Consider the following 23,746-nt stretch of genomic DNA (forward strand, 5'->3'; position numbering starts at 1 on the left):
GCTCCCGTCCGCCGCAGCGCAGCCGGTCCAGGAGCTGCCGGTCGAATGACAGCCGTCAGCGGTCGAGGTCGAACACCAGCTCGAGCTCGGTGACATCCCCCTGGCAGGGCCCCTCGCTCGTGACGTCGGCCCGGAGCGAGAGACGGCCCTTGAGCTTCGGAGGTTCATCGAGCACCAGCTCTCCACGCAGCTGCTGAGGCGTCTGCTCGATGTAGCGCGGCATCTCGTCACAGATTGTCCATGCCCACGCCGAGACGATTGCCGGGGCGTGGCCCGCCTGCGCGGTAAACTCAGCGGATCCATCGGCACCGTAGGCCAGGGGGATGGCGGTGCCCGCGATGGTCAGCGCCGAGCGGTCGGCGCCCAGGGCCGTGGAGTCGAATCGCAGCTCCATGCAGGATTGGTGGGTGCCGTCGGCGTCGACGTCCGTCACACCATGGAAGCCGCACACGGACATCCCTCTGAGCCCCGCGCTCCCCGCACCCTCTTCAGTGATGAAATGCGAGCCGGGGGACTCCGTGAAATCCTTCCATGCTTCGCCATGACGGGCGCGCATGGTGAGGTTCCAGATCGGCTCATCCCCACCACAAGCAGTGAGCAGGAGCAGCAGCGCCAGCGAACAAGCCGGCGTGAAGAGACAGGACGGCTGGGTGAATGGAGTCATGTCGAGAGACGTGACTCGCACGACGTCTTGCGTTCGAACCGCGAAGCAGAGGACGCAGCGGCCCCCCACGCAGCCTCCGAGCCAATCCTGACTCCCAAGAAACCAAACACGTCAGCCCATGTCTCCAACCTATCCGGCGATGTCAGAGGGCTCCGATACGTTGGTTTCTCAACATCAGGAGAAGCGGATGCACCCCGACAACACGGAAGTGAAGAGCGGCCTCAAGGCCATGATCGTCGACCGCCTGCGGCTGGACATCGACCCCGCGAGCATTCCGGACGGGGCACCACTGTTCGGCGGTGACTCGCAGGAAGGTGAGGCGGGAGGACTGGGACTCGACAGCGTCGAGGCGTTGGAAATCGTGGTCGGCATCGAGGAGAAGTGGGGCGTCGTCATCGCGGATGACAGCGTCGCCAAGGAGTTCCACTCCATCGACACGCTCGCTGCGCTGGTCAACCGGCTCATCGCGGAAGGCGGGAAGAAGGCCGCCTGTGCCTAGCCAGCAGGCAGCAACGCCCGCCGGGCTCGGTATCCAGGAACTCCTCCAGCTCCTGCCGCATCGCTATCCGATGCTCATGGTCGACCGGATTGACAGCTTGGAACCCGGCGTGTTCGCCGAGGGAATCAAGTGCGTCACGGCGAACGAGCCTTTCTTCCAGGGGCACTTTCCCGAGCACCCCATCATGCCCGGCGTGCTGATCGTCGAATCCATGGCCCAGGTGGCGGGCGTCATGCTCCGCACGAGGAGCCGCCCCGACCTCGCGCCCGTGGAGCCGGCGACACAGAAGCCAGCGCGGCCGGGCGTGATGGCCAACATCCACCGGATGCGCTTCCGCCGCCCTGTCGTTCCGGGAGACCAGCTCCGTGTCCGGGCCACGCACCTCAAGAGCCTCGGCACCATCCACCACGTGAAGGTCGAAGCACGCGTGGGTGAAGAACTGGTCGCCGACGGCGAATTGATGCTGGGCTCCTAGCCCAAGGAAACACATCACCATGCTCTTGAATGTGCTGCTCCAGGGGAGCGGCTTTCCACGGCTGCGCTCCACGGTCACCCTCGTGCAATCCCAACAGCGAAACATCCTGGTGGACAGCGGTCTGTGCGACGACGCGGGACGCCTGGTGCTGGCACTCAAGGAACGCGGCTTGACACCGGATGACGTGGACGTGGTCGTCGCCACGCACCTCCACTACGACCACTGCGGCAATCACTTGCTGTTCCGCAACGCGCAATACGTCGTGGGCGCCAAGGACTTCGTCGAGAACGCGCACTTCATCGAGGCGTATCACCAGGACGACACCCCAGGGAAGGCCGCGACCTCGGAGCTGCTGCGTGAGCATTACCAGACGGTGAAGGAGTTCTATGTCCGGTCCATCGTGCGCGAGGTGACTCGGAACATCGGGTTCTACAACCGCGTGCTCGAACGTGACTCGCGCTTCGTCCCTGTCGACGGCAGCCATTGGCTGACGGAGGAGGTCGAGGTGCTGCCCACGCCGGGCCATACCCATGGGCATATCTCCGTCGTCGCGCACCGCGCCCGCACGGACGATGAGGGCACGCCGCGAAAAATCCTCATCGCGGGGGACGCGCTCTTCACACGGAAGACCTTGGTGGAGAACGCCGAGCGGGAGCTCCAGCTCGCGCAGGACACCGAGCTCTACAGCCACACCCGCCGCAAGCTCCTCCGTGAATACCGCCACATCATCCCGGGCCACGACTGTCTGGTGGACACGGCGCCGTCCGAGCCACTGGAGAAGCTCTCATGAGCCCCCACCGCGTCGTCATCACGGGCCTTGGCGTGACGGCCGCCAATGCGCTGTCCACCGACGAGCTTGCCCAGGCCCTGGCGAACCGCCGCAGCGGCATCCGGCGGACCGCCCCGTTCGACATCGAAGGCCGGACCTACTCCGCGGGCGTGGTGGACCTGCCGGACGAGACGCCCGACAACGGTGTGGACCGCGTGTCAAAGCTGGCCCTTCACGCCGCGGAGCAGGCCCTCCGCGACAGTGGGCTCGAAGCCCAGGGGAACTGGCGGGAGGTGGCGGGGGTCATGCTGGGCACGAGCCGTGGGCCCGCCTTGTCCCTCGAACAGGTCATTCGCTCCGGAGGTGATGAGGACGCTCGCCGGAGACACTTCGGGGAAGTTCCCTTCTCCTCCATCGCGCGGAACGTCGCGGACCGGTTCGGCCTGGGTGGCATCCTGTCCACCGTCACCATGGCCTGCGTGTCCAGCAGCCTCGCCATGGGCCGGGCACTGGACGAAATCCGTCAGGGACGGGCCTCCGTGATGCTGGCGGGAGGAGCGGACGCACTGACCCTGCTCAGCTTCAGTGGATTCTCCGTCCTGCGCGCCATGACGCCCACGGTGTGCCGCCCCTTCGACCATCGGCGCAATGGGATGGTACTCGGCGAGGGCGCGGGCATCCTCGTGCTCGAGGAGCTGAACCACGCGCGCCAGCGGGGCGCGCGAATCCATGCGGAGCTGTGCGGTTGGGGAACGGCGGGCGATGCCCATCACCCCACCAGCCCGCACCCCGAGGGCCGGGGGCTCCAACAGGCGATGACGCTCGCCTTGCGACAGGCCGGGCTGACGACGGAGCAGATCGACTTCGTCAACCTCCACGGAACCGGGACGCCGGCCAATGACCCCGCGGAGTGCCAGGCCCTGCGAGGCGTCTTCGGCACGCGAGCCGCGTCGGTGCCGGTCAACTCCCTCAAGCCCTACTTCGGCCACACGCTGGGGGCCTCCGGCGCGCTGGAGCTCATCGGCTCCGTGCTGGGCATGGCTCGCGACTTCCTCCCGCCCACCCTCAACTGCGAAGAGCTGGACCCGAAATGCGACGTCGACGTGGTGTGTGGCGAGGGCCGCGCCCGACGCATCGACACGCTGATGAGCACCAAGTCCGCGTTCGGTGGGGCGAACGTCGCCCTCGTCGCCCGGCGCTTTCCGGAGACAAGGAGGGCGGCACGATGAGCCGGCGCATCGTCATCAGCGGGCTCGGCGCGGTGTGTCCCCGGGCCACGGGACCTGCGGCCCTCTGGGAGCGCTTCTCCCAAGGCGATGCGGGCCCACCGTCCTCCTTGGCGGAGCGCATTCCCGACGCGGCGTTCGCGAAGCAGTCCGCCCAGCTCCGGCACATGGACCGGCTCGGGCGCATCGCGCTCACCGCGACCACACTGGCCATCGAGGATGCCGGGCCCGGCAATCCCCTCCAGACAGGCATCGCGTTCGGCTCCAGCTACGGCTGCCTGCCCACGAACGCGGAGTACCTGGAAGCCATCCTGGAGCGGGGCGGCCGCTACGGAAACCCGGTGGTGTTCCAGAACACCGTCACCAACGCGGCGACGGGCTACATCTCCATGGTGCACGACCTTCGCGGTCCCACCGCGACCTTGTGCTCAGGCCACGCCGCGGGACTGGAGGCGCTTCGCTTCGGCTGCCAGCAAATCGAGGAGGGGCAGGCGGAGCGGATGGTGGTGGTGGGCGCGGACACCCTGAGCCCCATGCTCCTGGCTGGCATCGCCCTGCCTGAGGGAATGCGGGTGAGTGAAGCAGCGTGCGCCCTGGTCCTGGAGGAGCACACGCGGGCCCTGACGCGCGGCGCACACCGCCACGCGGAAGTCCTGGGCACCGGGCACCGGGGAGGCTCGCTCACGAACCAGGCGCACACGCTGGCCCGCGCGGTGCGGGACGCGATGCACCGGCCCGAATCGAGCCCGAGCACCTGGGCGCCGTCTTCTCCTGTGCGAGCGGCCGAGGAGACTTCGACGGATGGGAGCAACGTGGGCTCCACGAAGCCCTCGGGGCGCACGCGGCGAAGGTGCCCGTGAGCTGTCCCAAGGACGTGCTTGGGGAGACGTTCAGCACGGCGGGCATGCTGGCCGTCGTGCTGGCCACGCGGGCCCTCGACAAGGGGTGCGCGCTGGTCACCGCCCTGGGGGTGAGGGCAGCGCCCTGGCCGTGGTGCTGCGCGGGGGTGCTCATGACTGAGCACCCCATGGCCCGCATCTACGGCGGGACGCCGCACCGGTTCCCCATGCTGCTGGTCGACGCGGTGGAGGCGCTCTCACCGGGCTTTGGCAGGGCGTTCAAGCAGGTCTCCGGCAACGAGATGATGTTCGAGCGCTTCGGAGACGCGCCCCCCGCCCTGCCCTCCTGCCTGCTGGTGGATGCCCTGGGACAGGTCGCCATCATGCTCCTGCGCGAGCCCGACGAAGTCACACCGTCTGTCTGGTACCTCGGCGGCATCGAAACAATGACATTTCACACACCCATCCCGGCCGGCAGCGTCCTGCGGATGGAAGCCAACATTCTCAAGCGGTGGCGGACCACGGTGCGCGTCGAGGTCAAGGCCTGGGCCGACGCTGTCCTGGCTGCCAGCGGCGTCATGGTGCTTTCCCAGAGAGGTTCAAAGTCACATGAGTCACCCTGAAACAAACACACCGTTCCTGGACGGCTTTCTCCACCAGCAGGTGGTGCTGGTCACCGGAGCGGGACAGCCCATCGCCAATGCCATTGCACGGCGCCATGGGAAGGCGGGGGCGCGTCTGGCCCTGGTGTTCCTGCCGGAGCATGAGGCAGAGGCAACGGCATTGGCCAAGGACCTGGGCGCGGAGCTGGCCCTGGCCTGCGAGTCTTCCGACGCGCAAGCGGTGGGCACGGTGGTCCGCCGCGTCGCCACGGACTTGGGCCGCATCGACCTGCTCATCAACGCGTCATTGAGTCGCGCGGCCGGCCGGCTCAGCGACCTGTCCGCCGACCAGTGGAAGGCCGTGCTCGACCGCCAGTTGAGTGGGACAGCGTGGTTCTGCAAGGAGGTCATCCGCCCGATGATGCGCAAGCGCTCGGGGCGCATCATCAACCTGCTGGATGCCGCTTCAGGAGGCGCGAGTCGCGTGGCCGCCGAAGGCATCACCGCGATGACACGCGCGCTGGCGAACGAGGTGGCCCGGCAAGGCATCTCCGTGAACACGCTGGCGGTCCAACTCCTCGAGGAGGAGACAGCACACCTCACCCCAGCGCAGCGCGAGCGGCTCGATGGCGAGCTGGGTCCCCTGGGGCGGCTCGGGAGCGCGGAGGAGATTGCCGAGGCCGTGCTCTTCCTCGGTTCGAGCGCGGCGAACCTCACGACGGGTCAGCGCCTGTCTGCCACCGGAGGTCTGTGGTGAGTGAGTCCCAGGCAGCACGTCAGCGGTTCCAGCAGCAGGCGGTCATCATCACGGGCGGCTCGCGTGGCATTGGCAAGGCCATTGCCCTCGCCTTCGCCGCGGAGGGCGCGGACATCGTCCTCAACTACGGGAGCAACGCGGAGGCCGCGCGTCAGGCCGCCGCCGAGGTCGAGGCGCAGGGCCGACGCTGCGTGCTGGTCCCTGGCTCGGTCGCCAACCCCGACGTACCAGGACAGCTCCGGGAGGCGGCGCTCTCCCACTTCGGCCGCATCGATGTGCTGGTGAACAACGCCGGCATCAGCCGGGATGGGCACTTGATGATGCTCCAGGCCGCGGCGTGGCGGGAGACGGTGGACGTCAATCTCTACGGCGCGCTCGCCTGCTGTCAGGCGGTCATCCCGACCATGGTGCAGCAAGGCCGTGGCGCCATCATCAACATGTCCTCCTCCGCCGGAATCCGGGGCCGCGCGGGACAGGTGCCCTACGCCGCCACCAAAGGGGCCTTGATTGGTCTGACGCAGGCGCTGGCGGGAGAGCTGGGGCCACATGGCATCCGGGTGAACTGCGTGGCGCCTGGCTTCGTGGAGACGGAGATGGTCGCGGGGCTGATGAACCGTCCCGGGGTGCGCGAGGGCTTCATCCAGGCCACCCCCATCCGCCGGCTGGGAACCGTGGAGGACGTCGCCAACGCCACGCTCTTCCTGGCGTCTCCTGAGAGCGCCTACGTGGTCGGCGACGTGCTGCGCGTGAATGGCGGGCTGGTGCTGTAGCGCGCCGCTCGCGGACGTCTGTCTTTTCAAGGAATCGCGCAACACGGGCTGAGAGGAACAGGATGAGCAACAAAGTCGTCGTTACCGGCATTGGCGTTCTCACGCCCATTGGCAACAACCTGGCGGAGTTCTCCGAAGGGCTTCGCTCGGGGAGGGATGGCATCGCGCCCGTCACCCAGTTCGACGCCAGCAAGCACCGCTGTCAGTCCGCTGGCGAGCTGAAGAACATCGACTTCTCCGCGCACTTCAGTCCCGAGGAGCTGCCCTACCTCAGTCGCGGCGCCCAGATGATTCGCGTGGCGGCGGCGCAGGGGCTGGCGGCGTCCGGGCTGGACCTGGACGTCGAGGACCGCTCGCGCATTGGCGTGGTGCTCGGAACCAACCTGGGAGGAATGCCCGCGAGGAAGGAAGGCTACGCCGCGCTGCACTACCCCTACCGGCGCGGGCGCGCGGGCCCGAAGGAGCCCTGGCGAGCCCTGGTGCTCGACAGCTTCATCTGCGCCATGAGTGACCACGTCGCCAGCCAGTACCAGTTGGGGGGACTCAGCCTGGTCATGTCCACCGCGTGCAGCGCGGGCCTGCATGCCCTGGGCGTGGCGATGGATGTGATTCGCTCCGGGCGGTCGGAGGTGATGCTCGCGGGCGGAGTCGATCCGCTCAGCGAGATGCCCCAGGCCGGCTTCGGCGTCCTGCGTTCCCTTGCGAGCGACAAGCTGCGGCCCTTCAGCAAGGACCGCGATGGGACGCTGCTGGGCGAGTCCGCCTCGCTGTGGGTGCTGGAGAGCGAGGCCCACGCGAAGCGCCGCGGAGCGAACATCCTGGCGGAGCTCGCGGGCTACGGCGGCTCCACGGACGCCTACCACATGACCCGGCCCGACGAGACGGGGCGAGGCCCCGCGCGGGCCATGCAGGCGGCGCTGGCGAGCGCGGGCATGAAGCCCGAGCAGATTGGCTACATCAAGGCGCACGGCACGGGCACGCCGGCCAATGACGTCATCGAGACGCGCGCCATCAAGCATGTCTTTGGCGAGCAGACCCGAGTCCCCGTCAGCTCCATCAAGGCGATGGTCGGCCACAGCCTCGGGTCCAGCGGCGCCATGGAGGCGGCCGCGGCGGTGGTGGCGCTGAACGATGGCTTCCTGCCGCCCACGCTGCACCTGGATACGCCAGACCCCGAGTGCGACCTGGACTACGTGCCCCATCACAGCCGGCCCACGAAGCTGGAAGCGGTGCTCTCCAACGCGTTTGGCTTTGGCGGCAACAACGCCGCGATGGTCTTCCGCCGCTGGGAGGGCTGATGGAACACAAGGGGAAACGCATGGCTGGCGGTACGCAAATGACAGACGAGATGCGAGTGGTCATCACCGGCATGGGGGCGGTGTCCCCCTACGGGGCGGGCGTCCCGCCCTTGCTGAACGCGCTCGCCGAGGGACGCAGCGCCATCCGCCCCATCGACGACTTCGATGTGTCCGGGTGCGGCTGCAAACACGGGGCGCGCGTCCCGCAGGGGAGCCTGTCCGCGCTGACAGGCTCCAACAACCTGCGGCGGGCGCCCCGAGGGACGCAGTACACGATGCTCGCCACGGAGGAGGCGCTCCAGATGGCGGGGCATGGGCCCTCCACCTGGGACCCGGAGCGGGTGGGCGTGTTCCTGGGCACCTACCGGGCCATGGCGGAGGTCAGCCAGGACATCTGGCACCGCATCATCACCAGCGAGCCGCGCTTCGTCCAACCGCTGCTGTTCCAGGAGACCGTGACGAACGCGGTGGCCAGCGCGCTGAGCATCCGCTGGGGCTGGCGCGGCACCAACTACGCCATCAGCGCGGGGAACGCCTGCGGCTTCCAGGTGCTCGCGCTGGCGGCGCAGGCGCTGCGCAGTGGGCGGGCGGACGCCCTCATCGCGGGGACGTTCGATCTGTTCACCACGGCCACGCACTTCGACATGGATGACATTGGCGTGCTAAGTGATGCCAACGTGAGCCGCCCCTTCGACACCCGGCGAGATGGCTACATCATGGGAGAGGGGGCGGCGGTGGTGGTGCTGGAGACGCTCGCGTCCGCGCGGGCAAGAGGCGCCACCCCGCTGGCGGAGCTCGCGGGCCTGGGCGTGGCGCACGACGGGCACGCCTTCGGCATCCACCACCCAGAGGGCCGGGGACTGGCCTCCGCGATGCGTCAGGCGCTCCGCGACGCGGAAGCCTCACCCGAGGCCGTGGACTACATCGCCGCGGCCAGCAACTCCACGCAGTCGTTGGACAGGGCGGAAGTGGCCGCGCTGAAGACGGTGATGGGCGCCGCGGCGAGCGCCGTTCCCCTCAGCAGCGTGAAGGGGCTCATGGGCGAGGCCGAGTCCGCCAGCGACATGTTCAACCTGCTCGCCTGTGTCAGCGCGGTTCGGGGAGGCGGATTGCCTGTCCACGCCGGCACCGAGCAGCCGGAGTTCGAGCTCAATCTGGTGCGCCAGCCGCGGCCCCACCGGCCCGTCCGTGCGGCCCTGGCGCACTCCTATTCGTTCGGGGGCAACGCCGGCGCGGCGTTGGTCCGGGCGCTCTAGCATCGAGGAACACAGACATGGCCAACTTGGAAGGGACAACGGCGAGCACGGTGAACGAGGACGTGCTCCTGTCCCTGAATGACATCCGGCGCGACTACGTCCTGGGAGAAACACGGGTCGAAGCCTTGAAAGGCGTCTCCCTGCGCATCCACCGGGGCGAGTTCGTCGCCATCTGGGGTCCCTCGGGCAGCGGCAAGTCCAGCCTGATGAACATCCTGGGGCTGGTGGACGCGCCCACCTCGGGTGAGGTGTCGCTGGAAGGCACGCCCATCGCGAAGCTGACGGACAACGCGCTCTCCGACTTGCGCAGCCGCAAGGTCGGCTTCGTCTTTCAGAGCTTCAACCTCATCCCCGTGCTCAGCGCCCTGGAGAACGTCATGGTGCCGCTGCAGATTCAGGGCGTGGGCGCCGCCGAGGTACGCGAGCGCGCCAGTCAGGCCCTCAAGGACGTGGGCCTGGAGAATCAAGCCAGCGCGCGCCCGGACAAGATGAGTGGCGGTCAGCGCCAGCGCGTGGCGATTGCCCGCGCGCTCGTCACGTCGCCGTCCATCGTCGTGGCGGATGAGCCCACGGCCAACCTGGACTCGGAGAACAGCTACATGGTGGTCAAGCTCATGCGTGAGCTCAACCGCACCAAGCGCGTCACCTTCATCTTCACCACCCATGACCCGCGGCTCCTGGACCTGGTCGACCGGAAGCTCCTGCTCAAGGACGGTCTGCTCCAGACAGACGAGGCTGTGCGATGAACTACTTCTCCATTGGCTTCCGCAACATCCTCAAGAATCACCGGCGCAGCCTCGTCACCCTCCTCTCGGTGGGCTTCGGCTTCGCCTCCATCAGCCTCTTCGCGGGATACATCAAGTATGTGTACAGCGGGCTGGCCAAGCAGGCCATCCATGGGGAGCTGCTGGGGCACCTGACGGTGATGAAGCAAGGCCTGCGCACCGAAGGCCGCCTCCATCCGGCGCAATACATGTTCTCCAAGGAGGAGCTGGACCGGGTGATGCCCATTCTCCGGCAATACCCTCACACCCGGCTGGTGACGCCGCGCATGTCGCTCAGCGGAATGGTGTCCAACGGCACCGCGTCCACCGTCTTCGTGGGCGAGGGCATGGTCCCCGAGGACGTCAAGAAGCTCCAGGGTGACTTCCAGCGCAAGCTGTCGGGTGACTTGAAGGCGGACAACCCCATCGGAGTGGCGACGGCGGAGGACCTGGGCAGGATTCTCAACCTGAAGCCCGGCGACTCGGCCGCGCTGCTGGTGAGCACGGTGACAGGTCAGGCCAATGCGCTAGACGTGGACATCGTGGACGACTTCAACACGGGCAACGTCGGCACCAACGACAAGTTCCTGTACCTGCCCTTCGACCTGGCGAAGTCCCTGTATGACTTCGACGGCGCCGAGCGGCTCATCGTGCTGCTGGATGACAAGGCCTTCACCGAGCAGGCGCGGACGGAGCTCACGGCGCAACTCAAGCAAGCGGGCTTCGACGTGGAGCTCAAGACGTGGCTGGAACTGTCGAGCTTCTACTCACAGGTGAAGCGCCTGTTCGACATGATTTTCGCCTTCATCTTCAGCAACGTCTTCATCGTGGTGGTCATGAGCATCGTGAACTCCATGAGCATGACGGTGGTGGAGCGGACGCGGGAGATTGGAACGCTGCGCGCCATGGGTCTTCGCCGCTCGGGCATCCTGCGGCTCTTCACCACCGAGGCCTTCATGCTCGTGGTGCTGGGATGCGCCGGAGGGCTGCTCTTCACGTTGCTGGTGCGGCTGGCCGTCAACAGCGCGGGCATCACCTATACCCCGCCCAACTCCTCCAACGTGGTCAGCCTCATGGTCGACCTCGACGTGCCCCGGATGGCGAGGACGTTCGTCATGCTCTCGCTGCTGGGCATCGCCGCGGCCTTCTTCCCGGCGCGTACCGCCGCGCGCAAGTGCATCACCGATTCGCTGGGCCATGTCTGACGGAAAGAGAGACATCACCATGAAACACATCCTGGCGCTCATCCTGGGGCTGCTGCTCTTGCACACCGGCCCGGCGCGGGCGGCGGAGCCAGACGCGGCGGAGATTCTCAGGGCCTCGGACCGCTCGCGGGGTGGCGGGCTTCCTGGCATCCGCTGGACGGTCCGCATCACTCCCGAAAGCGGCGTGGACAAGGAACCCGAGCGGCTGCTCACCCTGAAGGCCAACGCCACCGCCAGCCTCGCGGAGACGCGAGAGCCCGTGCGGTTCAAGGGCTCCAAGCTGCTCCAGGTGGACCGGAACATGTGGATGAGCCGTCCCGGCCTCCGCAAGCCCATCCCCATCTCACCGAGGCAGAAGCTCTCCGGTCAGGCGTCTCAAGGCGACATCGCGTCAACGAACTACGCCGTCGACTACCAGGGCAAGCTGCTGCGCGAAGAGGAGGTCAACGGCGAGGCCACCTACGTGCTGGAGTTGAAGGCCATCAACACGTTCTGCACCTATGACCGCATCACCTACTGGGTCTCCAAGGAGCGGCAGGTCGGCGTCAAGGCGGAGTTCTTCTCCCTCTCCGGCAAGCTGCTGAAGTCCGCCACCTTCGAGTACGGCAACCAGCTCACCCACGGAGGCAAGACGTTCCCCTTCGTGAGCAAGATGACCATCCAGGACGCGCTCACCCCGGCCAAGACGACGCTGGAGTACGCCGACGTTCAGGTGACGGAGCTGGCGCGCGGGACGTTCGACGTCAACCGGCTTGGGAACTGAGGCGCATGCGCTCCAAGCGAATCGCTGTCTTCTCGCCAGCGGGCCTACCGTTGTTCGTGGGCTTGATGGCGGGAGGGCTGGGTACGAACGCGAAGGCCCAGGCGTTCCAGGAGCTGCTGGAGCAGGGCTCCGCCGGCCTCCAGGTGCTGGCGCTGGACAGTGAGCGTGGACTCCGTGAGAACAGCCTGCTCAATCCTGGCAACCGCATCGCCCGTCTTCCAGCAGGGCAGACGGAGGTGGAGGGCCGGCTTGATTTGAAGTTCGCCACGGACACCTTCGAGGTGAGCCTGAAGCCCCGGGCCCGCTTCGAGTGGCGGCGCTTCGGAGAGACGGGACCGGAGACGCGGCTCGACGCCTGGGTGAACCAGGGATTGGTGACGCTCTACCCGGTGCAGTCGCTCGCGGTGTCTCTGGGGAGGGACGTGCTCGTGTGGGGGCCCTCCAACTTCCGTTCGCCCAGCAATCCCATCTACTTCGAGAACGGCCGGAACAATCCCATGCGCGAGCTGCGCGGCGTGGACGTGGCCCAGGCCACCTGGTCCCCCACGCAGGCCCTGGCCCTGTCGCTGCTGCACCAGTTCGGCGACGGACGCGGAGACTGGCAATGGGAGAAGGAGGACGGGTTCAAGGCCCTGTCGTTGCTGAAGGTGGACTACACAGCCGAAGCCTCCGTCGTGGGACTGAACGCCTCCAAGCGGTGGGCCCACGAACGCCCTCGCTTCGGTGCATTCGGGCAGACCACCGTCGGCGAGGCGCTGCTCCTCTACGCGGAAGGTGGCCTGCGGCAGGGGACCTCCGCGCTCTACCCCGAGCGGCTCCCCAACGCCGTGGGAGGCGCCTTCCTGCCACGCCATGCCCGGGACCACCGGCTCATCTACTCCGCCCTCGCTGGCGGTGGCTACACGCTGGACTCCGGCCACACCGTCTACCTGGAGTACCTGAGCAACAATGAAGGCTACCGGTGGGCGGATGGCGCACGGTACTTCGACATCGCCAGCAGCGCCTCCTCCGTCCTCGCAACGCCCTCCGCTGACGCCGCGCTCGCGGGCCAGACGCTGGGGGCAGCGCTCAACAATGGGCTGGCGCTGCTGGGGCGGCACTATCTGTTCTTGCAGGTGCAGAACAACCCCACCGACACCGGGCCCACCTGGCAGCTCCGTTACGCGCTCAACCTGGTGGACGGCAGCGGACAGGCCTCCGCCTATGCCGAATGGAATGTCTGGAGCCGACTGGCGCTCTTCGCGGTAGGCGTCATGCACCACGGAGGCAACCGCACCGAGTTCCACTCATTGCTGAGCCAGTCGATCCTCGTGGGAGCCAAGGGCTACGTCCTGTAGCCGCGCGGACATGGGCATGCATCCACCCCAGGAGTGGAACATCTCCCCTACTGCGTCTGGAACTCCGGCGAGCCCAGCAACAACCCGGCGATGAGCGGGACATCCACGGGGCGTGTCTCTCCCACGGCGCTGGCGGCCTCCGCGCGCTTCGACAGCGCGTCGAGGATGGTCGCTCGCGTCTCCTCCGACGGAGGCGCGCCCAGCAACGCCTGACCCAGCGCGTCCACCCAGGCGCGCTCGGTGGGCTCGGCCGGCGTGGCCAACGTCTTCAACGCGACCTTCGTCCCCGGCATCCGCCCGGACACCAGCTCCAGGCTGAAGTTGAGCCGGGCCACCAGGGAGCCGCTGTTCACCCACGGAGCCGCCCCTTCCGGAAAGCCCGTGGGCGCTGGAGCCCGGAAGAGCGGCTCGCCCATCTTCGCCAGGGACTGCACCAGCCGGGGGCGCACCGTCACCTCCGCGTCGGTGGCTCGCAGCGCGGACACCACGAACTCGAAGGGCGTCTTCACCTTCGCGGCCCGCGCCTCGGGTGCCCAGAACTCTGGTGACTGGAAGAGCGCGCGGTACACGGTGGGCAGGTCCCCGCCCGAGTCGAGGAACACCTTCGCCACCCGCTCCACCAGCGCCGGCGGCGGCGTGTCCGAGACGAAGCGCCGCGCCAGCTTGCGAGCGACATGGCGCGCGGTGGAGGGGTGTCGCGCCAGCAGGTCCAACACCTGCTCCCCATCCGCCACGCTCCGCTGACCGGGGATGCGCTGTCCCAGCACCCACTTGTCGTCCGGGTCATGCGCCCGGCGACGGAAATAGAACGCAGGCTCCTGGCGCGGCTTGCGGATGCTCCAGCCCGTGAAACAGCGGGCCACCTCGCGCACGTCCTGCTGCGTGTAGCCGCCCTCCACGCCCAACGTGTGCAACTCCAGCAGCTCGCGCGCGTAGTTCTCGTTGAGGCCGGGCTTCGGCGCTTCGGGCTCGAGTGACACGCGCTCCGGCATCCCGTCACGGACGCTGCGCCAGTTGTCCAGGTAGAAGAGCATCGCCGGATGGCGGGCCGTGGCGCCCAGCAGCTCCCGGAAGCTGCCGAAGACATGCGGGCGGATGGCATCGCGCTCGTAGGCCGTCACCATCCACCGCACCGCGCCTTTGTCCGAGGACACGTTGAAGTGATTGAACCAGAAGTCCACCAGCACCTCTTCGAGCTGGTTGGGACTCTCCACCGCCCGCAACAGCTTCGCCGCGGATTGCTCCAGGCCGATGAGGGCGGGACGCTGTGGCTCACGCCCGTCCTTCAAGGCTTCCTCCCGCTGGCGCTTCGGCGGGTACTCCCGCACCAGCTCCGCCATGGACATCGTCAACGTGGGCAGCGCTTGAAGCTTCGCCTCCAGACCGGCGGGCAGCGGCGCACCGGGACGGGAGAGCTGCGACGCCATCCATTCCTCCACGCCCTGGCGCCGCAGGTCCGCCAACGCCTGCCGCGAAGGTCCGAAGGCCATGCGCCTCAGGACGTGGACCGCGCGTGCCTCGTCGAAGGCGGGTTCAGCCGACACAGGCTCCGACGCCACCACGGTCGTGGGGTGCGGCCCGCTCGCACATGAGAGCACGAAGGCCGCCAGGAATCCGACAGACAGAAGTCGCATGACGATGGAGGAACCCCACACGGTACCTGAAGTTACGCGGTGAGCTGTGGGCTCGAAGTCAAATGACGCTTTCCTGGCGCAAAGGACTCCCGGGCCACTGCATCGTGACTTGCCGTGGGGCGCACGATGTCGTTCCACCGGGACCGGGCTGCCCGTCGGTGCCCCCGGAGAGCGCCATGCCCCCGACCCCGCCTGCCCGAGCACGTCTCCTGCCGCTGTTGCTGACATGCCTGTGGGCCAGCGCCTGCGGGCCCGTGGCCGATGACGAAGGGGGACGCCCCGGAAACGAGGATCCACTCGCAGGGCCCTTCCATCCGGTGGTCGACCTGCGCGCGGATGTGAATCGCAATGGCATCGTCGAGCTCGACAACCCCACGGAGGACGAGGGCGAGGACACCTGGACGGCGGAGCGCGGCGCCATCTTCCTGGCCAACCTGGACGACGACGAGGACGCCTGCCCCTTCTCCATGGACCCCCACCGCATCAGCGATGACGCGCTGACGCAGTGCCATGACGCCATGGACGCGGTGGTGAATGGCGAGTCGGACCTGGAGGACATGGCCCGGCTGCGCACGGTGCCCTGGCCCGAGGCGCCCCCTGGCACGGTGGGCTCCGTCATCGTGTCCGGGGCCGCGGGCAAGAAGGTGCGCCTGTTCAAGCGCGTGCGGGGCAACTTCATTTCGGGCGGCTTTCCCGACACGGTGTTCCTGTCGACCGCCGAGATACGGCGCGGCGTGGTGCTCGCCATCGAGGGGCGCGACATCGTTCGTGCCCCCGAGGAGTGGGATGGCTTCGCGGACGTGGTGCTCACCATCGGCCGGAACAATCCGCACGACCCGGTGTTCACCGACACCGTCCGCATGCGCGTGGCGCCCGTGGTGCTCTTCCACCACATGACGCCCGCGTGGAACGTCTTCGTCTCCAAGCCCGCCGCCAGCATCGAGGCCAACCAGTTCCGGCAGGCGCTGGGCGGCGTGCTCGCGGATTCAGGAGAGCGGATGGTCTACTCCGAGTTCGCGGTGGATGACTTGTGGACACAGGACTACTTCGAGCCCGCGTACATGTCGATGCCCGCCCCGGGGGGCCGCCAGCACGTCATGCAGGTCCACTACCGCGCGCCGCACGTCTACAACACCGACGCGAACGCGCCCCTGCGCGCGGCCGGCCGCATCGCGTTCTGGCTTCGCGGCCCCGACAATGCCGCCATCCAGCAGTACCAGCAGGGCATGTCCATGGCATCCCAGACGCTGAACTCCTTCGGCAATACGGAGGTCATCCCGCCTTACGAGAAGGACGGTGTCACGTATCCCCTGGGCCGGCTGTTCCGGGGCCGGGGGCCGGACTCGCGGCCGGACTATCAGCCCGACCCCAGCTTCACGAAGATGCTGGAGGCGCAGGCCGTGCAGCCTCCCATCTACGTGGACACCTCGTGGCTGTTCGTGGACCACGTGGATGAGACGTTCACCTTCCTGCCCGCCCCCACGCCTCGGGGCTGGATTGCCCTGGTGGCCGACCCGGCGCTCGCGCGGCGGATGCTCCAGGACGCGCAGGCCCGGGGGCACGGAGACGCGAAGCTCTTCGCCGGCCTGTCCTGGGCGTACTCCATTCCCGCGGAGGCGAGCATCGCCGAGGTGCTCGACAACCCCGAACTGATGGATGCCAGCGCCGTGGCGGCACTGGAAATCGACACGCAGCTCTCCATCCTCCGTGAGGAGACGGGCCTCACGGACGCCGACATCATCCGCGTGCCCTTCCTCTTCCAGCACGCTTCCGACGGCGTGACGGCGTACCAGCCCGCCACGCTGAACCTGCTGTCGCTGACGCCCACGCAGGTCGTCGCGCCAGACCCGCACGGACCGCTCATCGATGGGAAGGACCCGTTCAAGACGCGGTTCGAGGAGGCGCTCGGGGCCCATGGCATCCGCGTGCACTGGGTGGATGCGTGGGCGCCGTTCCACATCGCCCAGGGCGAAGTCCACTGCGCCACCCAGAGCGCTCGGCAGGTGCCCGACGTGAAGTGGTGGGAGGGTGGACGATGAGACGCGCACTGCTTCGCGGCATCAGCGCCGCCTGGATGCTGGTCTCCTTGAGCGCGAGTGGGGCGGAGACGCCCCGCCCGGATGATGACTGGAGGGCCAGCTTGAAGACGAACATCTCCCGGGCTCGCCGGGAGACTCCAGCGGCGTTCACCCGGTTCGACACGGCCGCTGCCCAGGTGGACGCGCTGGACGCGAAGAAGCGGGGCACCCTGGCCGCGGTGTCACCCGGGCTTCGTGCGCTGGGGCCGGAGGCGCTGTGGCCCATGGTGGAGCGGCTCGCCTTCCCACCTCAGGAGACGCGGCGGCTCCCCTCGCGTGAGTCCGCGCGGCTGGCCTTCAAGGTGGGCCTGGTGGAAGCCACGGGGGCGCTGCGTGACCTCCGCCTGGCCCCCTTGTGGAAGGGCCTTCTCAAAGGTCCGGACACCCAGCCCCAGGTCCTTCGCGCGGTCGCGGAGCGCTGGCGCGGCTGGAGACCTTGGACGCGGCGAACACGCTCATCGCCGCGTCGAAGCAGAAGGACGCCCGGGGCGAGGCCGCGATGGAGGCCCTGGGTCTGTGCCGGCGGCTCGTGGCGACACGGGCGTTGGCGGATGCACTGGACGCCCGGCCGGAACGCGACGTCATGCGACGGTTGGCCAAGGCCCTGGGGGATGCCGGGTCCGCGTGGGCATGGAAGACGTCCGGCGTGAAGGCGCGCTCGGAGGAGGACGCCATCCGTCGCGTGGCGGCCGAGGCGCTGGTGCGGGCGTACCTGGACACGGACGGTGACGTGCGGCGCGCCGTCTCCAACGCCCTGCTGCGCGTGGATGCGCCCCAGACGCCCACGCTCATCGACGCGGCCCGGCTGAGCGCCCCGCCCGCCCAACAGGCGGCGCTGGACGCCCTGGCTGAACGGCTGCGCCACAACCCGCTGCGCTGACGTCAGGCCGCTTCGATTTCCATCCGGTACCCCACGCCGCGCACTGTCTGAATGGCGAAGCGGGACGTGCTGTTCCAGCCGAGCTTCTTCTTCAGGCTGGAGACGAAGTTGTCCACGGTGTGCGGGTCCACGACGACGTCCCGGCCCCACACCGCGTCCAGGATTTCGTCGCGGCGCAGCACGCGCTCGCGCTCCCGCACCAGGAACGCGAGCAGGTCGAACTCCGTCCGCGTCAGCTCCACCGAGGCGCCCGCCGGCGTCTCCACCTTCCGGCGGTCCAGGTCCATCCGGTAGCCCGCGAAGCGCAGCCCCTTCACCGGCGCCGCGCCGGAGCGGCGCACCAACGCGCCCACGCGCGCCAGCAGTTCACGCAGCCGGTAGGGCTTGCCCAGGTAGTCCTGCGCGCCTGACTCGAAGCCCCGCACCACGTCATCCTCCAGGGTGCGCGCGGTGAGCATCAGGACGGGCGTCGCCACGCCTTCTTCGCGCAGCGCGCGGCACAGCGTGTAGCCGTCACCATCCGGCAGCATGACGTCCAGCAGGATGAGCTGGAAGTCGCGCCGGCCCAGGTGCTCGCGCGCCTCCCGCACGCAGGTGGCTTCCTCCACTGCGTAGCCGCCCTGGTTCTCCAGGTTGTCGCGCAGCGCGAGCCGCAGGTTGGCGTCGTCCTCCACCAGGAGGAGCGCCGGAACGGATGAGGTCATGTCGTCACCGTATGAGGAAAGCGAAGCTCGAAGGTGGTGCCTTCCGGGCTGGAGGCCGCCACGCGCAGGGTGCCGCCGTGCACGCGCATGATGCGGCGGCACAGGGCCAGTCCCAGGCCACTGCCGGGTGCATCATGTCCCTGGCCCGGCAGGCGCACGAACTCCTCGAAGGCGCGCTCCCACTGCGCCTGGGGGATGCCCACGCCGTTGTCGGAGAAGCGCACGCGGCCATCGGACAGCGCCTCGATGCGCAGGCGCACCGGGCTGCGGGTGTTGTAGGCACAGGCGTTGCGCGCCAGGTTTGAAAACAGCAGGCGCAGGAGCTGTCCGTCCGCGCGCAGGGAGAACTCCCCCACGTCCGCCTCCAGCTCCACGGGGACCTTGGACCAGAACTCCAAGTCCTTGCGCAACTGGGCCACCAGCTCGTCCAGGCGCACCGGCGCCAGCTTTGGCACCCAGCGCCCCTTGTCGATGCGGTTGAAGGACAGCAGGTTCTCCACCAGGAAGCCCAGGCCGTCCGCTTCCCGGACGATGCGCGCCGGGTAGTCGCGCGCGTCCGTGCCCTCCGCCAGCCGCCACTCCAGCGTCTCCGCCAGCAGCCGGATGGAGGCCAGTGGCGTGCGCAGCTCGTGTGACACGGTGGCCACGAAGTCGCTCTTCAGTTCCAGGAAGCGCAACTTGCGGTGCTGGGCCACGAAGGCCAGCGCGGCGATGCCCAGCGCCAGCACCGCGCACGCGGCCACCATGCCCGTCTTCAGCCGGTAGCGTCGCGCCAGCGCCCCTTGGGCCCGCGCCCACTCCGGCGTGTCCACCGACAGGGGCAGGTCGGCCAGCGGCAACACCTCCGCGTCCGCGAGCAGCCGCACCTGCCCGTCCGCTTCCAGCAACCCACGCTCGCGCATCTCCCGTGTCAGCGACTGGAGCAACGCGCCCGAGTCCACCGCCACGCCCCGCACGTGATTGCCGCCGCGCGGCTCCAGGTACCACCCCGCTCGCACCAGCGCGGGGCCCGGGAGCGTCCTGGGCAATGGCAACGGCTCGGATGCGAGCTCGGCGGCGCGGGCCTCGAAGTCCGCCGCCGGCACGCCGGCCTTCATGGAGAGCGCCACGATGCGCTCGCGCAGGAAGTCGAAGTCCGCCTTCGTGAAGCGCGCGCGGCGCAGCAGGAGCAGCCGCTGCAATCCATCCAGGCGGCCGCTGCGCCCGTCCGCCAGGCCGTCACGCACCAGCGCGTGCATCAACTGGGGGACGGGGTCGCCCGCTCCGCCAGCGACTCCAACACCACCAGGAAGCCCGGCACGTCGCGCGTGGAGGCCAGCACGTACTGCGCGCGGTGTTGGAGCAGCGCCATCAGCGCCACGGTGGACGCACGGCGGTCGCCGCGTGACAGCGCCCGGTCCATCTCGCGAATCAGCGCGAGCCGCTCCGCCCAGGGGTCCTCCGCCTCGTCCGCCCGCTCCGTGCCGGCGCGCAGGCCCGCGTAGCGCTCTTTCGCGGACGTGTCTTCGCCGGTGTCGTGGAGGGCCAGCCGGGGCAGCAGCTGCGTGCCGCGCTCTCTCAGGTAGAGCCCCGTCGCGGGGGCGAGCGGATCCAGCGCGGCGGCCTCCAGCGCGGGGCGCGCCGCTTCCAGGCGGTCTCTCAGGGACTGCGCCAGGGAGGCACGCGCGTACTGCTCCAGGGCCTCCCGGCGGGAATCGAGCGAGGCCTGCGCGTCATCCCGCTCGGTGGCGAAGATGCGCTGGAGCGAGCCCAGGCCCCAGGCCAGCCCGGCGAAGCCCAACAGGAGCGCGATGAGGGTGGGCAGCAACCGGCGGAGCATCGGAGCGGCTCAGTTTCCCAGGGAGGGCACGTCGTCGAAGTCCGAGCTTCCGCCGGGCATCAGGCGCTCGAAGCGCTCCTTGCGCGTGTCCAGCGACTGTGCCTTGCGGATGAGCGCCCCCAGCTGCGCCACGTCCTTGCGGGCTCGCAGCGGCTCGCCGATGCCTTCCCACAGCGTCAGCAGCCGGGGCCAGTCCAGGGCGCGCGTCCAGAAGGAGCCTCGCAGCTTCTCCGCGAACGCGGAGGCCACGTAGGCCAGGCGCGTGGATGGGGCGGCGCGGGCATAGTCGGAGCGCAACGTGCTGGAGGGCATCATCATCTGCACGCGGCGCCAGGTGCTCGAGTTGCCCTGCTCGTAGCGCACCCGGAGCATCCCGAAGGCGATGGAGGGCCCGTGCACCTTCACCTCGTGGATGGCGGTGACGGATTGGCCAGCGGCCAGTGGAAACAGCACCGTCTCGTCGCCTGGGTCGAGCGGCTCCGGGTTCGGAGACAGGTACTCGTAGCCCAGCAGCCGGTAGCGGGCGACGGCCTTCCGGTTGAACTCCATCTGGACGCCGACCTCGCGCACCGGCTCGCGGGCCTTCACGGTGATTCGCACCACGTGATAGCCCTTGCGGCTGGGCGAAGGGAAACCCTCGACGTAGAGCAAGAAGGGGCCGTACGGCTCGCCTTCGTCCCCGAAGTCGAAGCTGTTGATGAAGGCCTCCGTCCGCACCGCGCCTTCCGCGGGGAAGACGTCACGAGACAGGTAGTCGCGCGCCACCGCGTAGGCGCTGGTGTCCACGGCCACGGGGACCTCCGAGACGCGCGACTCCTCCGTGTCGATGGTGGGGTTCACCCCAAAGCCCCGCGTCTCGACGCCGGAGCCCGGCTTCCCCAGCGACGCGCGATAGACGGTCTGCCACGCCCCATCCGGCACGAGCACGGGCAGGTGCTGCAACGTCCAGGCGGGTGCCCGCTCCCGGTCATCGTCCACCGGCGCGGGGGGCAGCACGGAGGGGCGCGTCTGCAACGCCGCGGAGAGCGCCACGTCCACGCGGGGCTCATGCCCGGCCTTCACCGTGATGTCCGTCCGGATGAGCGCCTGGAAGGACTCCTTCTCGAAGCGGAGTGAGTAGACGCCCTCCTCCAGTTGGGGAAAGCGGAAGGCGCCCTGCGCGTCCGTCACCGTGGAGCGGGGCGCTGTCAGCGCGGGTGATGTCGCGGTGACGCGCACCTCCGGGATGGGGCTCTTGTCGCTGGCACGCACGACGGTGCCGGAGAGGCCTCCGGCCGCCAGCACAGGCGCGGACAGCAGCAGGAGGACGACACAGAGGGCATTGCAGAGGGTGGGCTTCATCGTGGGTGCCATCCCGGGCCACGCACGCCGTGACCACCCTTGGGGAGGTGCCTGCAGCGTGCCGCAGGCGGGCCCTCCGTTCATCATGGTTTCATCATGTCATGGCGGGGAGAAGGGCACGTCCAGCACGGGGCGCTTCTTCGCGTCCGGCAGGTCGTAGTGCCACCACTCCATGCGGTTGCGCTTGAAGCCCACGCCTTCCATGGCCTCGCGCAGGATTTCGCGGTGCTTGCGCGACGCCTCGGTGCCGCCCTCGTACCCATGGTGCGCGGCGCGTGTGAAGGTGTCGAAGGGGGTGGGCATCTCCACCTCCTGGCCCTCCAGCGTCGTCAGCGTGAGGTCCACCGCCCCACCCCGGTTGTGGTTGGAGCCAGTGCGCGGGTTGGCGACGTAGCCGGGCACCGGCATGATTTCCCACATCTGGTACTGCACCGCGCGCGGCCGGTAGCAGTCGTACACCTTCAGCCGGTAGCCCCGAGCGCGCAGCACGTCCGCGGCCTTCTTCAGGCGCTCGGCCGACTCGGGCAGCAGCAGGCAGCGCGCCGTGTCCGGGTACACCTTCCGCTTCAAGAAGTTGTCCGCCGTCGCGTAGCGCAGGTCCACGACCAGGTCCGGCACCACCGTGGTGGCATCCACCAGGGAGGCCGCGGCCTTCGGTGTCGCAGTGGCCTTCGGCGTTCCCGCGTCGTTGGCCAGCGCGGGCCCGGACGACAGGCCCAGCGCCACCACCACGCCCCAGCCGAGGCGCGGCGTCACGCGGACTCCGTGTAGCGCGTGGGGTCCGGCACGCCAGCTTCCTCGAAGCCCTTCTTGCGCAGCACGCAGCTGTCACAGCGCCCGCAGGCGCGGCCCTGGGCGTCCGGGTCGTAGCAGGAGTGCGTCAGGCCGTAGTCCACGCCCAGCTTCACGCCTTCACGGATGATGTCCGCCTTCGTCAGGCCGGACAGCGGCGCGTGCACGGTGAAGCGCGCACCCTCCACGCCCGCCTTGGTGGCCAGGTTGGCCATCGATTCGAAGGAGCGGATGAACTCCGGGCGGCAGTCCGGATAGCCGCTGTAGTCCACCGCGTTGACGCCGATGTAGATGTCCGTGCTGCCCACGACCTCCGCCAGCCCCAGCGCCAGCGAGAGGAACAGCGCGTTGCGCGCCGGCACGTACGTCACGGGGATGCCGTGGCTCATCTCATCCGAAGGCCGGTCCTTGGGCACCTCGATGTCCGCCGTCAGCGCGGAGCCGCCCACCTGCCGCAGGTCGATGGACACCACCCGGAAGTCCGTCACGCCCATGGCGGCGGCGACCTTCCTCGCCTGCTCCAGCTCCACGGCGTGCCGCTGTCCGTAGGCCACCGCCAGACAGACGGGCTCGAACCCCTTCGCCTTGGCCATGGCCAGGCACGTCGTCGAATCCAGGCCACCCGAAATCAACACCACCGCGCGCTTCACCATCAATCCCTCCGCTCTCCCTGCACGGTGTACACCGTGGTGCAGGTGGACGGCTGGCAATTGCAGTTGCGGGTCCCCGGCAAGAAGACATCCGTGAGGGAGCCGCACGCCAGCGACACGTCGTAACCGTTCTCCGTGGGGCCCGGCACCGAGCCGTCGGGGATGCCGCCGTCGAACTGGCGACAGTCGCGGCTGAGGCTGCGCGCCTGGCTGTCGCTGAAGAGCGTCACCCGCAGCGTCTCTTCGATGGAGGAGTCCTCGCAGCCCGTGCCACAGGACGCGCGAGGCGCGACGGCCTTCAATGTGGACGTGGCCACCTGCCCCTCATAGCCCGCGTCACGCGAGTAGCCCTGCACGGTGAAGAAGCCCGTGCCCGCGTCCGTGTCGCGCGAGAAGGTGCCCTCGAAGAGGAACACACCGGCGTCGTTGAGTTGCGCGAAGTCCGGCACCGAGGCGTCGCACGTGGTGCGCGCGGCATCCAGCCGGGCCTCGAAGCGGAACGAACCGAGCACCTGGTCACCCGGGTACACCGGCTCGGAATAGCAGGCCATCGCCACGGCGACGGCCGTGACGGGCAGGGCGGCGAGAGCAAGGCGCTTCACGTGCATGGCGGCGTCACGCTAC

The 23,746-nt window shown here is 68.8% G+C and carries 23 protein-coding genes and 1 pseudogene; 16 read left to right on the forward strand and 8 right to left on the reverse strand.

Going from position 1 to position 23,746, the window contains the following annotated elements:
• Positions 1 to 55: 55 nt before the first annotated feature.
• Positions 56 to 664, reverse strand: a complete 609-nt coding sequence (locus QEG98_RS35130) for a hypothetical protein (protein WP_316564416.1) — start codon at positions 662 to 664, stop codon at positions 56 to 58.
• A 118-nt stretch (positions 665 to 782) separates the two neighbouring features.
• Between QEG98_RS35130 and QEG98_RS35135 the strand changes: the two genes are divergently transcribed.
• The 14 genes from QEG98_RS35135 (at position 783) to QEG98_RS35200 (ending at position 13,224) form a co-directional block, all read left to right on the forward strand.
• On the forward strand, positions 783 to 1,163 hold the full coding sequence (locus QEG98_RS35135; RefSeq protein ID WP_316564417.1) for a phosphopantetheine-binding protein: 381 nt from the start codon (positions 783 to 785) through the stop codon (positions 1,161 to 1,163).
• Positions 1,156 to 1,638: a 3-hydroxyacyl-ACP dehydratase FabZ gene (fabZ, locus tag QEG98_RS35140; protein WP_316564418.1), complete on the forward strand. Its 483-nt coding sequence runs from the start codon at positions 1,156 to 1,158 to the stop codon at positions 1,636 to 1,638. The genes QEG98_RS35135 and fabZ overlap by 8 nt, the downstream gene beginning before the upstream one ends.
• A 19-nt stretch (positions 1,639 to 1,657) precedes the next feature.
• The gene (locus QEG98_RS35145; RefSeq protein ID WP_316564419.1) at positions 1,658 to 2,428 is read left to right on the forward strand and encodes an MBL fold metallo-hydrolase; all 771 of its coding nucleotides are present in this window, start codon (positions 1,658 to 1,660) and stop codon (positions 2,426 to 2,428) included.
• A complete protein-coding gene (locus tag QEG98_RS35150; RefSeq protein WP_316564420.1) occupies positions 2,425 to 3,636 on the forward strand; it encodes a beta-ketoacyl-[acyl-carrier-protein] synthase family protein in 1,212 nt (403 codons plus the stop codon). The genes QEG98_RS35145 and QEG98_RS35150 overlap by 4 nt, the downstream gene beginning before the upstream one ends.
• Positions 3,633 to 4,493, forward strand: a complete 861-nt coding sequence (locus QEG98_RS35155; RefSeq protein ID WP_316564421.1) for a beta-ketoacyl synthase N-terminal-like domain-containing protein — start codon at positions 3,633 to 3,635, stop codon at positions 4,491 to 4,493. The genes QEG98_RS35150 and QEG98_RS35155 overlap by 4 nt, the downstream gene beginning before the upstream one ends.
• Positions 4,388 to 5,095, forward strand: coding sequence for a 3-hydroxyacyl-ACP dehydratase FabZ family protein (locus QEG98_RS35160; protein ID WP_316568014.1), 708 nt, complete (start codon positions 4,388 to 4,390; stop codon positions 5,093 to 5,095). The genes QEG98_RS35155 and QEG98_RS35160 overlap by 106 nt, the downstream gene beginning before the upstream one ends.
• Positions 5,082 to 5,831: an SDR family oxidoreductase gene (locus QEG98_RS35165; RefSeq protein WP_316564422.1), complete on the forward strand. Its 750-nt coding sequence runs from the start codon at positions 5,082 to 5,084 to the stop codon at positions 5,829 to 5,831. Before QEG98_RS35160 ends, QEG98_RS35165 begins: the two co-directional genes overlap by 14 nt.
• On the forward strand, positions 5,828 to 6,601 hold the full coding sequence (locus QEG98_RS35170; protein WP_316564423.1) for a 3-oxoacyl-ACP reductase family protein: 774 nt from the start codon (positions 5,828 to 5,830) through the stop codon (positions 6,599 to 6,601). Before QEG98_RS35165 ends, QEG98_RS35170 begins: the two co-directional genes overlap by 4 nt.
• A 62-nt stretch (positions 6,602 to 6,663) precedes the next feature.
• Positions 6,664 to 7,899, forward strand: coding sequence for a beta-ketoacyl-[acyl-carrier-protein] synthase family protein (locus QEG98_RS35175; protein WP_316564424.1), 1,236 nt, complete (start codon positions 6,664 to 6,666; stop codon positions 7,897 to 7,899).
• Between the two features lie 38 nt (positions 7,900 to 7,937).
• Positions 7,938 to 9,155, forward strand: a complete 1,218-nt coding sequence (locus QEG98_RS35180) for a beta-ketoacyl-[acyl-carrier-protein] synthase family protein (protein WP_316564425.1) — start codon at positions 7,938 to 7,940, stop codon at positions 9,153 to 9,155.
• Positions 9,156 to 9,172: 17 nt separating this feature from the next.
• Positions 9,173 to 9,901 carry an ABC transporter ATP-binding protein gene (locus tag QEG98_RS35185; protein WP_316564426.1) on the forward strand — a complete coding sequence of 243 codons (729 nt, stop codon included), beginning with the start codon at positions 9,173 to 9,175 and terminating at the stop codon, positions 9,899 to 9,901.
• Positions 9,898 to 11,124, forward strand: coding sequence for an ABC transporter permease (locus QEG98_RS35190; protein WP_316564427.1), 1,227 nt, complete (start codon positions 9,898 to 9,900; stop codon positions 11,122 to 11,124). The genes QEG98_RS35185 and QEG98_RS35190 overlap by 4 nt, the downstream gene beginning before the upstream one ends.
• Before the next feature lie 19 nt (positions 11,125 to 11,143).
• Positions 11,144 to 11,887: an outer membrane lipoprotein-sorting protein gene (locus QEG98_RS35195; RefSeq protein WP_316564428.1), complete on the forward strand. Its 744-nt coding sequence runs from the start codon at positions 11,144 to 11,146 to the stop codon at positions 11,885 to 11,887.
• A 5-nt stretch (positions 11,888 to 11,892) separates the two neighbouring features.
• Complete coding sequence (locus tag QEG98_RS35200) at positions 11,893 to 13,224, forward strand: hypothetical protein (protein WP_316564429.1); 1,332 nt, start codon at positions 11,893 to 11,895, stop codon at positions 13,222 to 13,224.
• A 47-nt stretch (positions 13,225 to 13,271) separates the two neighbouring features.
• On the opposite strand, the gene QEG98_RS35205 is transcribed toward QEG98_RS35200, so the two are convergent.
• The gene (locus QEG98_RS35205) at positions 13,272 to 14,858 is read right to left on the reverse strand and encodes a DUF1800 domain-containing protein (RefSeq protein ID WP_316564430.1); all 1,587 of its coding nucleotides are present in this window, start codon (positions 14,856 to 14,858) and stop codon (positions 13,272 to 13,274) included.
• A 176-nt stretch (positions 14,859 to 15,034) separates the two neighbouring features.
• On the opposite strand from QEG98_RS35205, the gene QEG98_RS35210 reads away from it, so the two are divergent.
• Complete coding sequence (locus QEG98_RS35210) at positions 15,035 to 16,897, forward strand: protein-arginine deiminase family protein (protein WP_316564431.1); 1,863 nt, start codon at positions 15,035 to 15,037, stop codon at positions 16,895 to 16,897.
• A gap of 475 nt (positions 16,898 to 17,372) precedes the next feature.
• A complete protein-coding gene (locus QEG98_RS35215; protein WP_316564432.1) occupies positions 17,373 to 17,816 on the forward strand; it encodes a hypothetical protein in 444 nt (147 codons plus the stop codon).
• Between the two features lie 2 nt (positions 17,817 to 17,818).
• Here the strand turns inward: QEG98_RS35215 and QEG98_RS35220 are convergent, their stop codons facing one another.
• From QEG98_RS35220 to QEG98_RS35245, 6 genes and pseudogenes are all read right to left on the reverse strand, one after another.
• Positions 17,819 to 18,520 carry a response regulator transcription factor gene (locus QEG98_RS35220; RefSeq protein ID WP_090488530.1) on the reverse strand — a complete coding sequence of 234 codons (702 nt, stop codon included), beginning with the start codon at positions 18,518 to 18,520 and terminating at the stop codon, positions 17,819 to 17,821.
• Positions 18,517 to 20,339: pseudogene (locus QEG98_RS35225) on the reverse strand (sensor histidine kinase). Before QEG98_RS35225 ends, QEG98_RS35220 begins: the two are co-directional and overlap by 4 nt.
• A 9-nt stretch (positions 20,340 to 20,348) precedes the next feature.
• On the reverse strand, positions 20,349 to 21,680 hold the full coding sequence (locus QEG98_RS35230; protein ID WP_316564433.1) for a YfbK domain-containing protein: 1,332 nt from the start codon (positions 21,678 to 21,680) through the stop codon (positions 20,349 to 20,351).
• A 99-nt stretch (positions 21,681 to 21,779) separates the two neighbouring features.
• Complete coding sequence (gene ddpX / locus QEG98_RS35235) at positions 21,780 to 22,436, reverse strand: D-alanyl-D-alanine dipeptidase (protein WP_141617423.1); 657 nt, start codon at positions 22,434 to 22,436, stop codon at positions 21,780 to 21,782.
• Positions 22,433 to 23,125, reverse strand: coding sequence for a 7-cyano-7-deazaguanine synthase QueC (gene queC / locus QEG98_RS35240; RefSeq protein WP_316564434.1), 693 nt, complete (start codon positions 23,123 to 23,125; stop codon positions 22,433 to 22,435). The genes ddpX and queC overlap by 4 nt, the downstream gene beginning before the upstream one ends.
• Positions 23,125 to 23,730 (reverse strand): hypothetical protein, encoded by a 606-nt coding sequence (locus QEG98_RS35245; RefSeq protein WP_316564435.1) that lies wholly within the window; start codon positions 23,728 to 23,730, stop codon positions 23,125 to 23,127. The genes queC and QEG98_RS35245 overlap by 1 nt, the downstream gene beginning before the upstream one ends.
• Positions 23,731 to 23,746: the final 16 nt, after the last annotated feature.

Source organism: Myxococcus sp. MxC21-1 (assembly GCF_032612255.1).
GTDB lineage: Bacteria > Myxococcota > Myxococcia > Myxococcales > Myxococcaceae > Myxococcus > Myxococcus virescens.

Coding starts and splice junctions, on each gene's coding strand:
- QEG98_RS35130 (WP_316564416.1), bottom strand. CDS start 664: ATGACTCCATTCACCCAGCCGTCCTGTCTCTTCACGCCGGCTTGTTCG.
- QEG98_RS35135 (WP_316564417.1), top strand. CDS start 783: ATGTCTCCAACCTATCCGGCGATGTCAGAGGGCTCCGATACGTTGGTT.
- QEG98_RS35145 (WP_316564419.1), top strand. CDS start 1,658: ATGCTCTTGAATGTGCTGCTCCAGGGGAGCGGCTTTCCACGGCTGCGC.
- QEG98_RS35150 (WP_316564420.1), top strand. CDS start 2,425: ATGAGCCCCCACCGCGTCGTCATCACGGGCCTTGGCGTGACGGCCGCC.
- QEG98_RS35155 (WP_316564421.1), top strand. CDS start 3,633: ATGAGCCGGCGCATCGTCATCAGCGGGCTCGGCGCGGTGTGTCCCCGG.
- QEG98_RS35165 (WP_316564422.1), top strand. CDS start 5,082: ATGAGTCACCCTGAAACAAACACACCGTTCCTGGACGGCTTTCTCCAC.
- QEG98_RS35175 (WP_316564424.1), top strand. CDS start 6,664: ATGAGCAACAAAGTCGTCGTTACCGGCATTGGCGTTCTCACGCCCATT.
- QEG98_RS35180 (WP_316564425.1), top strand. CDS start 7,938: ATGACAGACGAGATGCGAGTGGTCATCACCGGCATGGGGGCGGTGTCC.
- QEG98_RS35185 (WP_316564426.1), top strand. CDS start 9,173: ATGGCCAACTTGGAAGGGACAACGGCGAGCACGGTGAACGAGGACGTG.
- QEG98_RS35190 (WP_316564427.1), top strand. CDS start 9,898: ATGAACTACTTCTCCATTGGCTTCCGCAACATCCTCAAGAATCACCGG.
- QEG98_RS35195 (WP_316564428.1), top strand. CDS start 11,144: ATGAAACACATCCTGGCGCTCATCCTGGGGCTGCTGCTCTTGCACACC.
- QEG98_RS35200 (WP_316564429.1), top strand. CDS start 11,893: ATGCGCTCCAAGCGAATCGCTGTCTTCTCGCCAGCGGGCCTACCGTTG.
- QEG98_RS35205 (WP_316564430.1), bottom strand. CDS start 14,858: ATGCGACTTCTGTCTGTCGGATTCCTGGCGGCCTTCGTGCTCTCATGT.
- QEG98_RS35210 (WP_316564431.1), top strand. CDS start 15,035: ATGCCCCCGACCCCGCCTGCCCGAGCACGTCTCCTGCCGCTGTTGCTG.
- QEG98_RS35220 (WP_090488530.1), bottom strand. CDS start 18,520: ATGACCTCATCCGTTCCGGCGCTCCTCCTGGTGGAGGACGACGCCAAC.
- QEG98_RS35230 (WP_316564433.1), bottom strand. CDS start 21,680: ATGAAGCCCACCCTCTGCAATGCCCTCTGTGTCGTCCTCCTGCTGCTG.
- queC (WP_316564434.1), bottom strand. CDS start 23,125: ATGGTGAAGCGCGCGGTGGTGTTGATTTCGGGTGGCCTGGATTCGACG.
- QEG98_RS35245 (WP_316564435.1), bottom strand. CDS start 23,730: ATGCACGTGAAGCGCCTTGCTCTCGCCGCCCTGCCCGTCACGGCCGTC.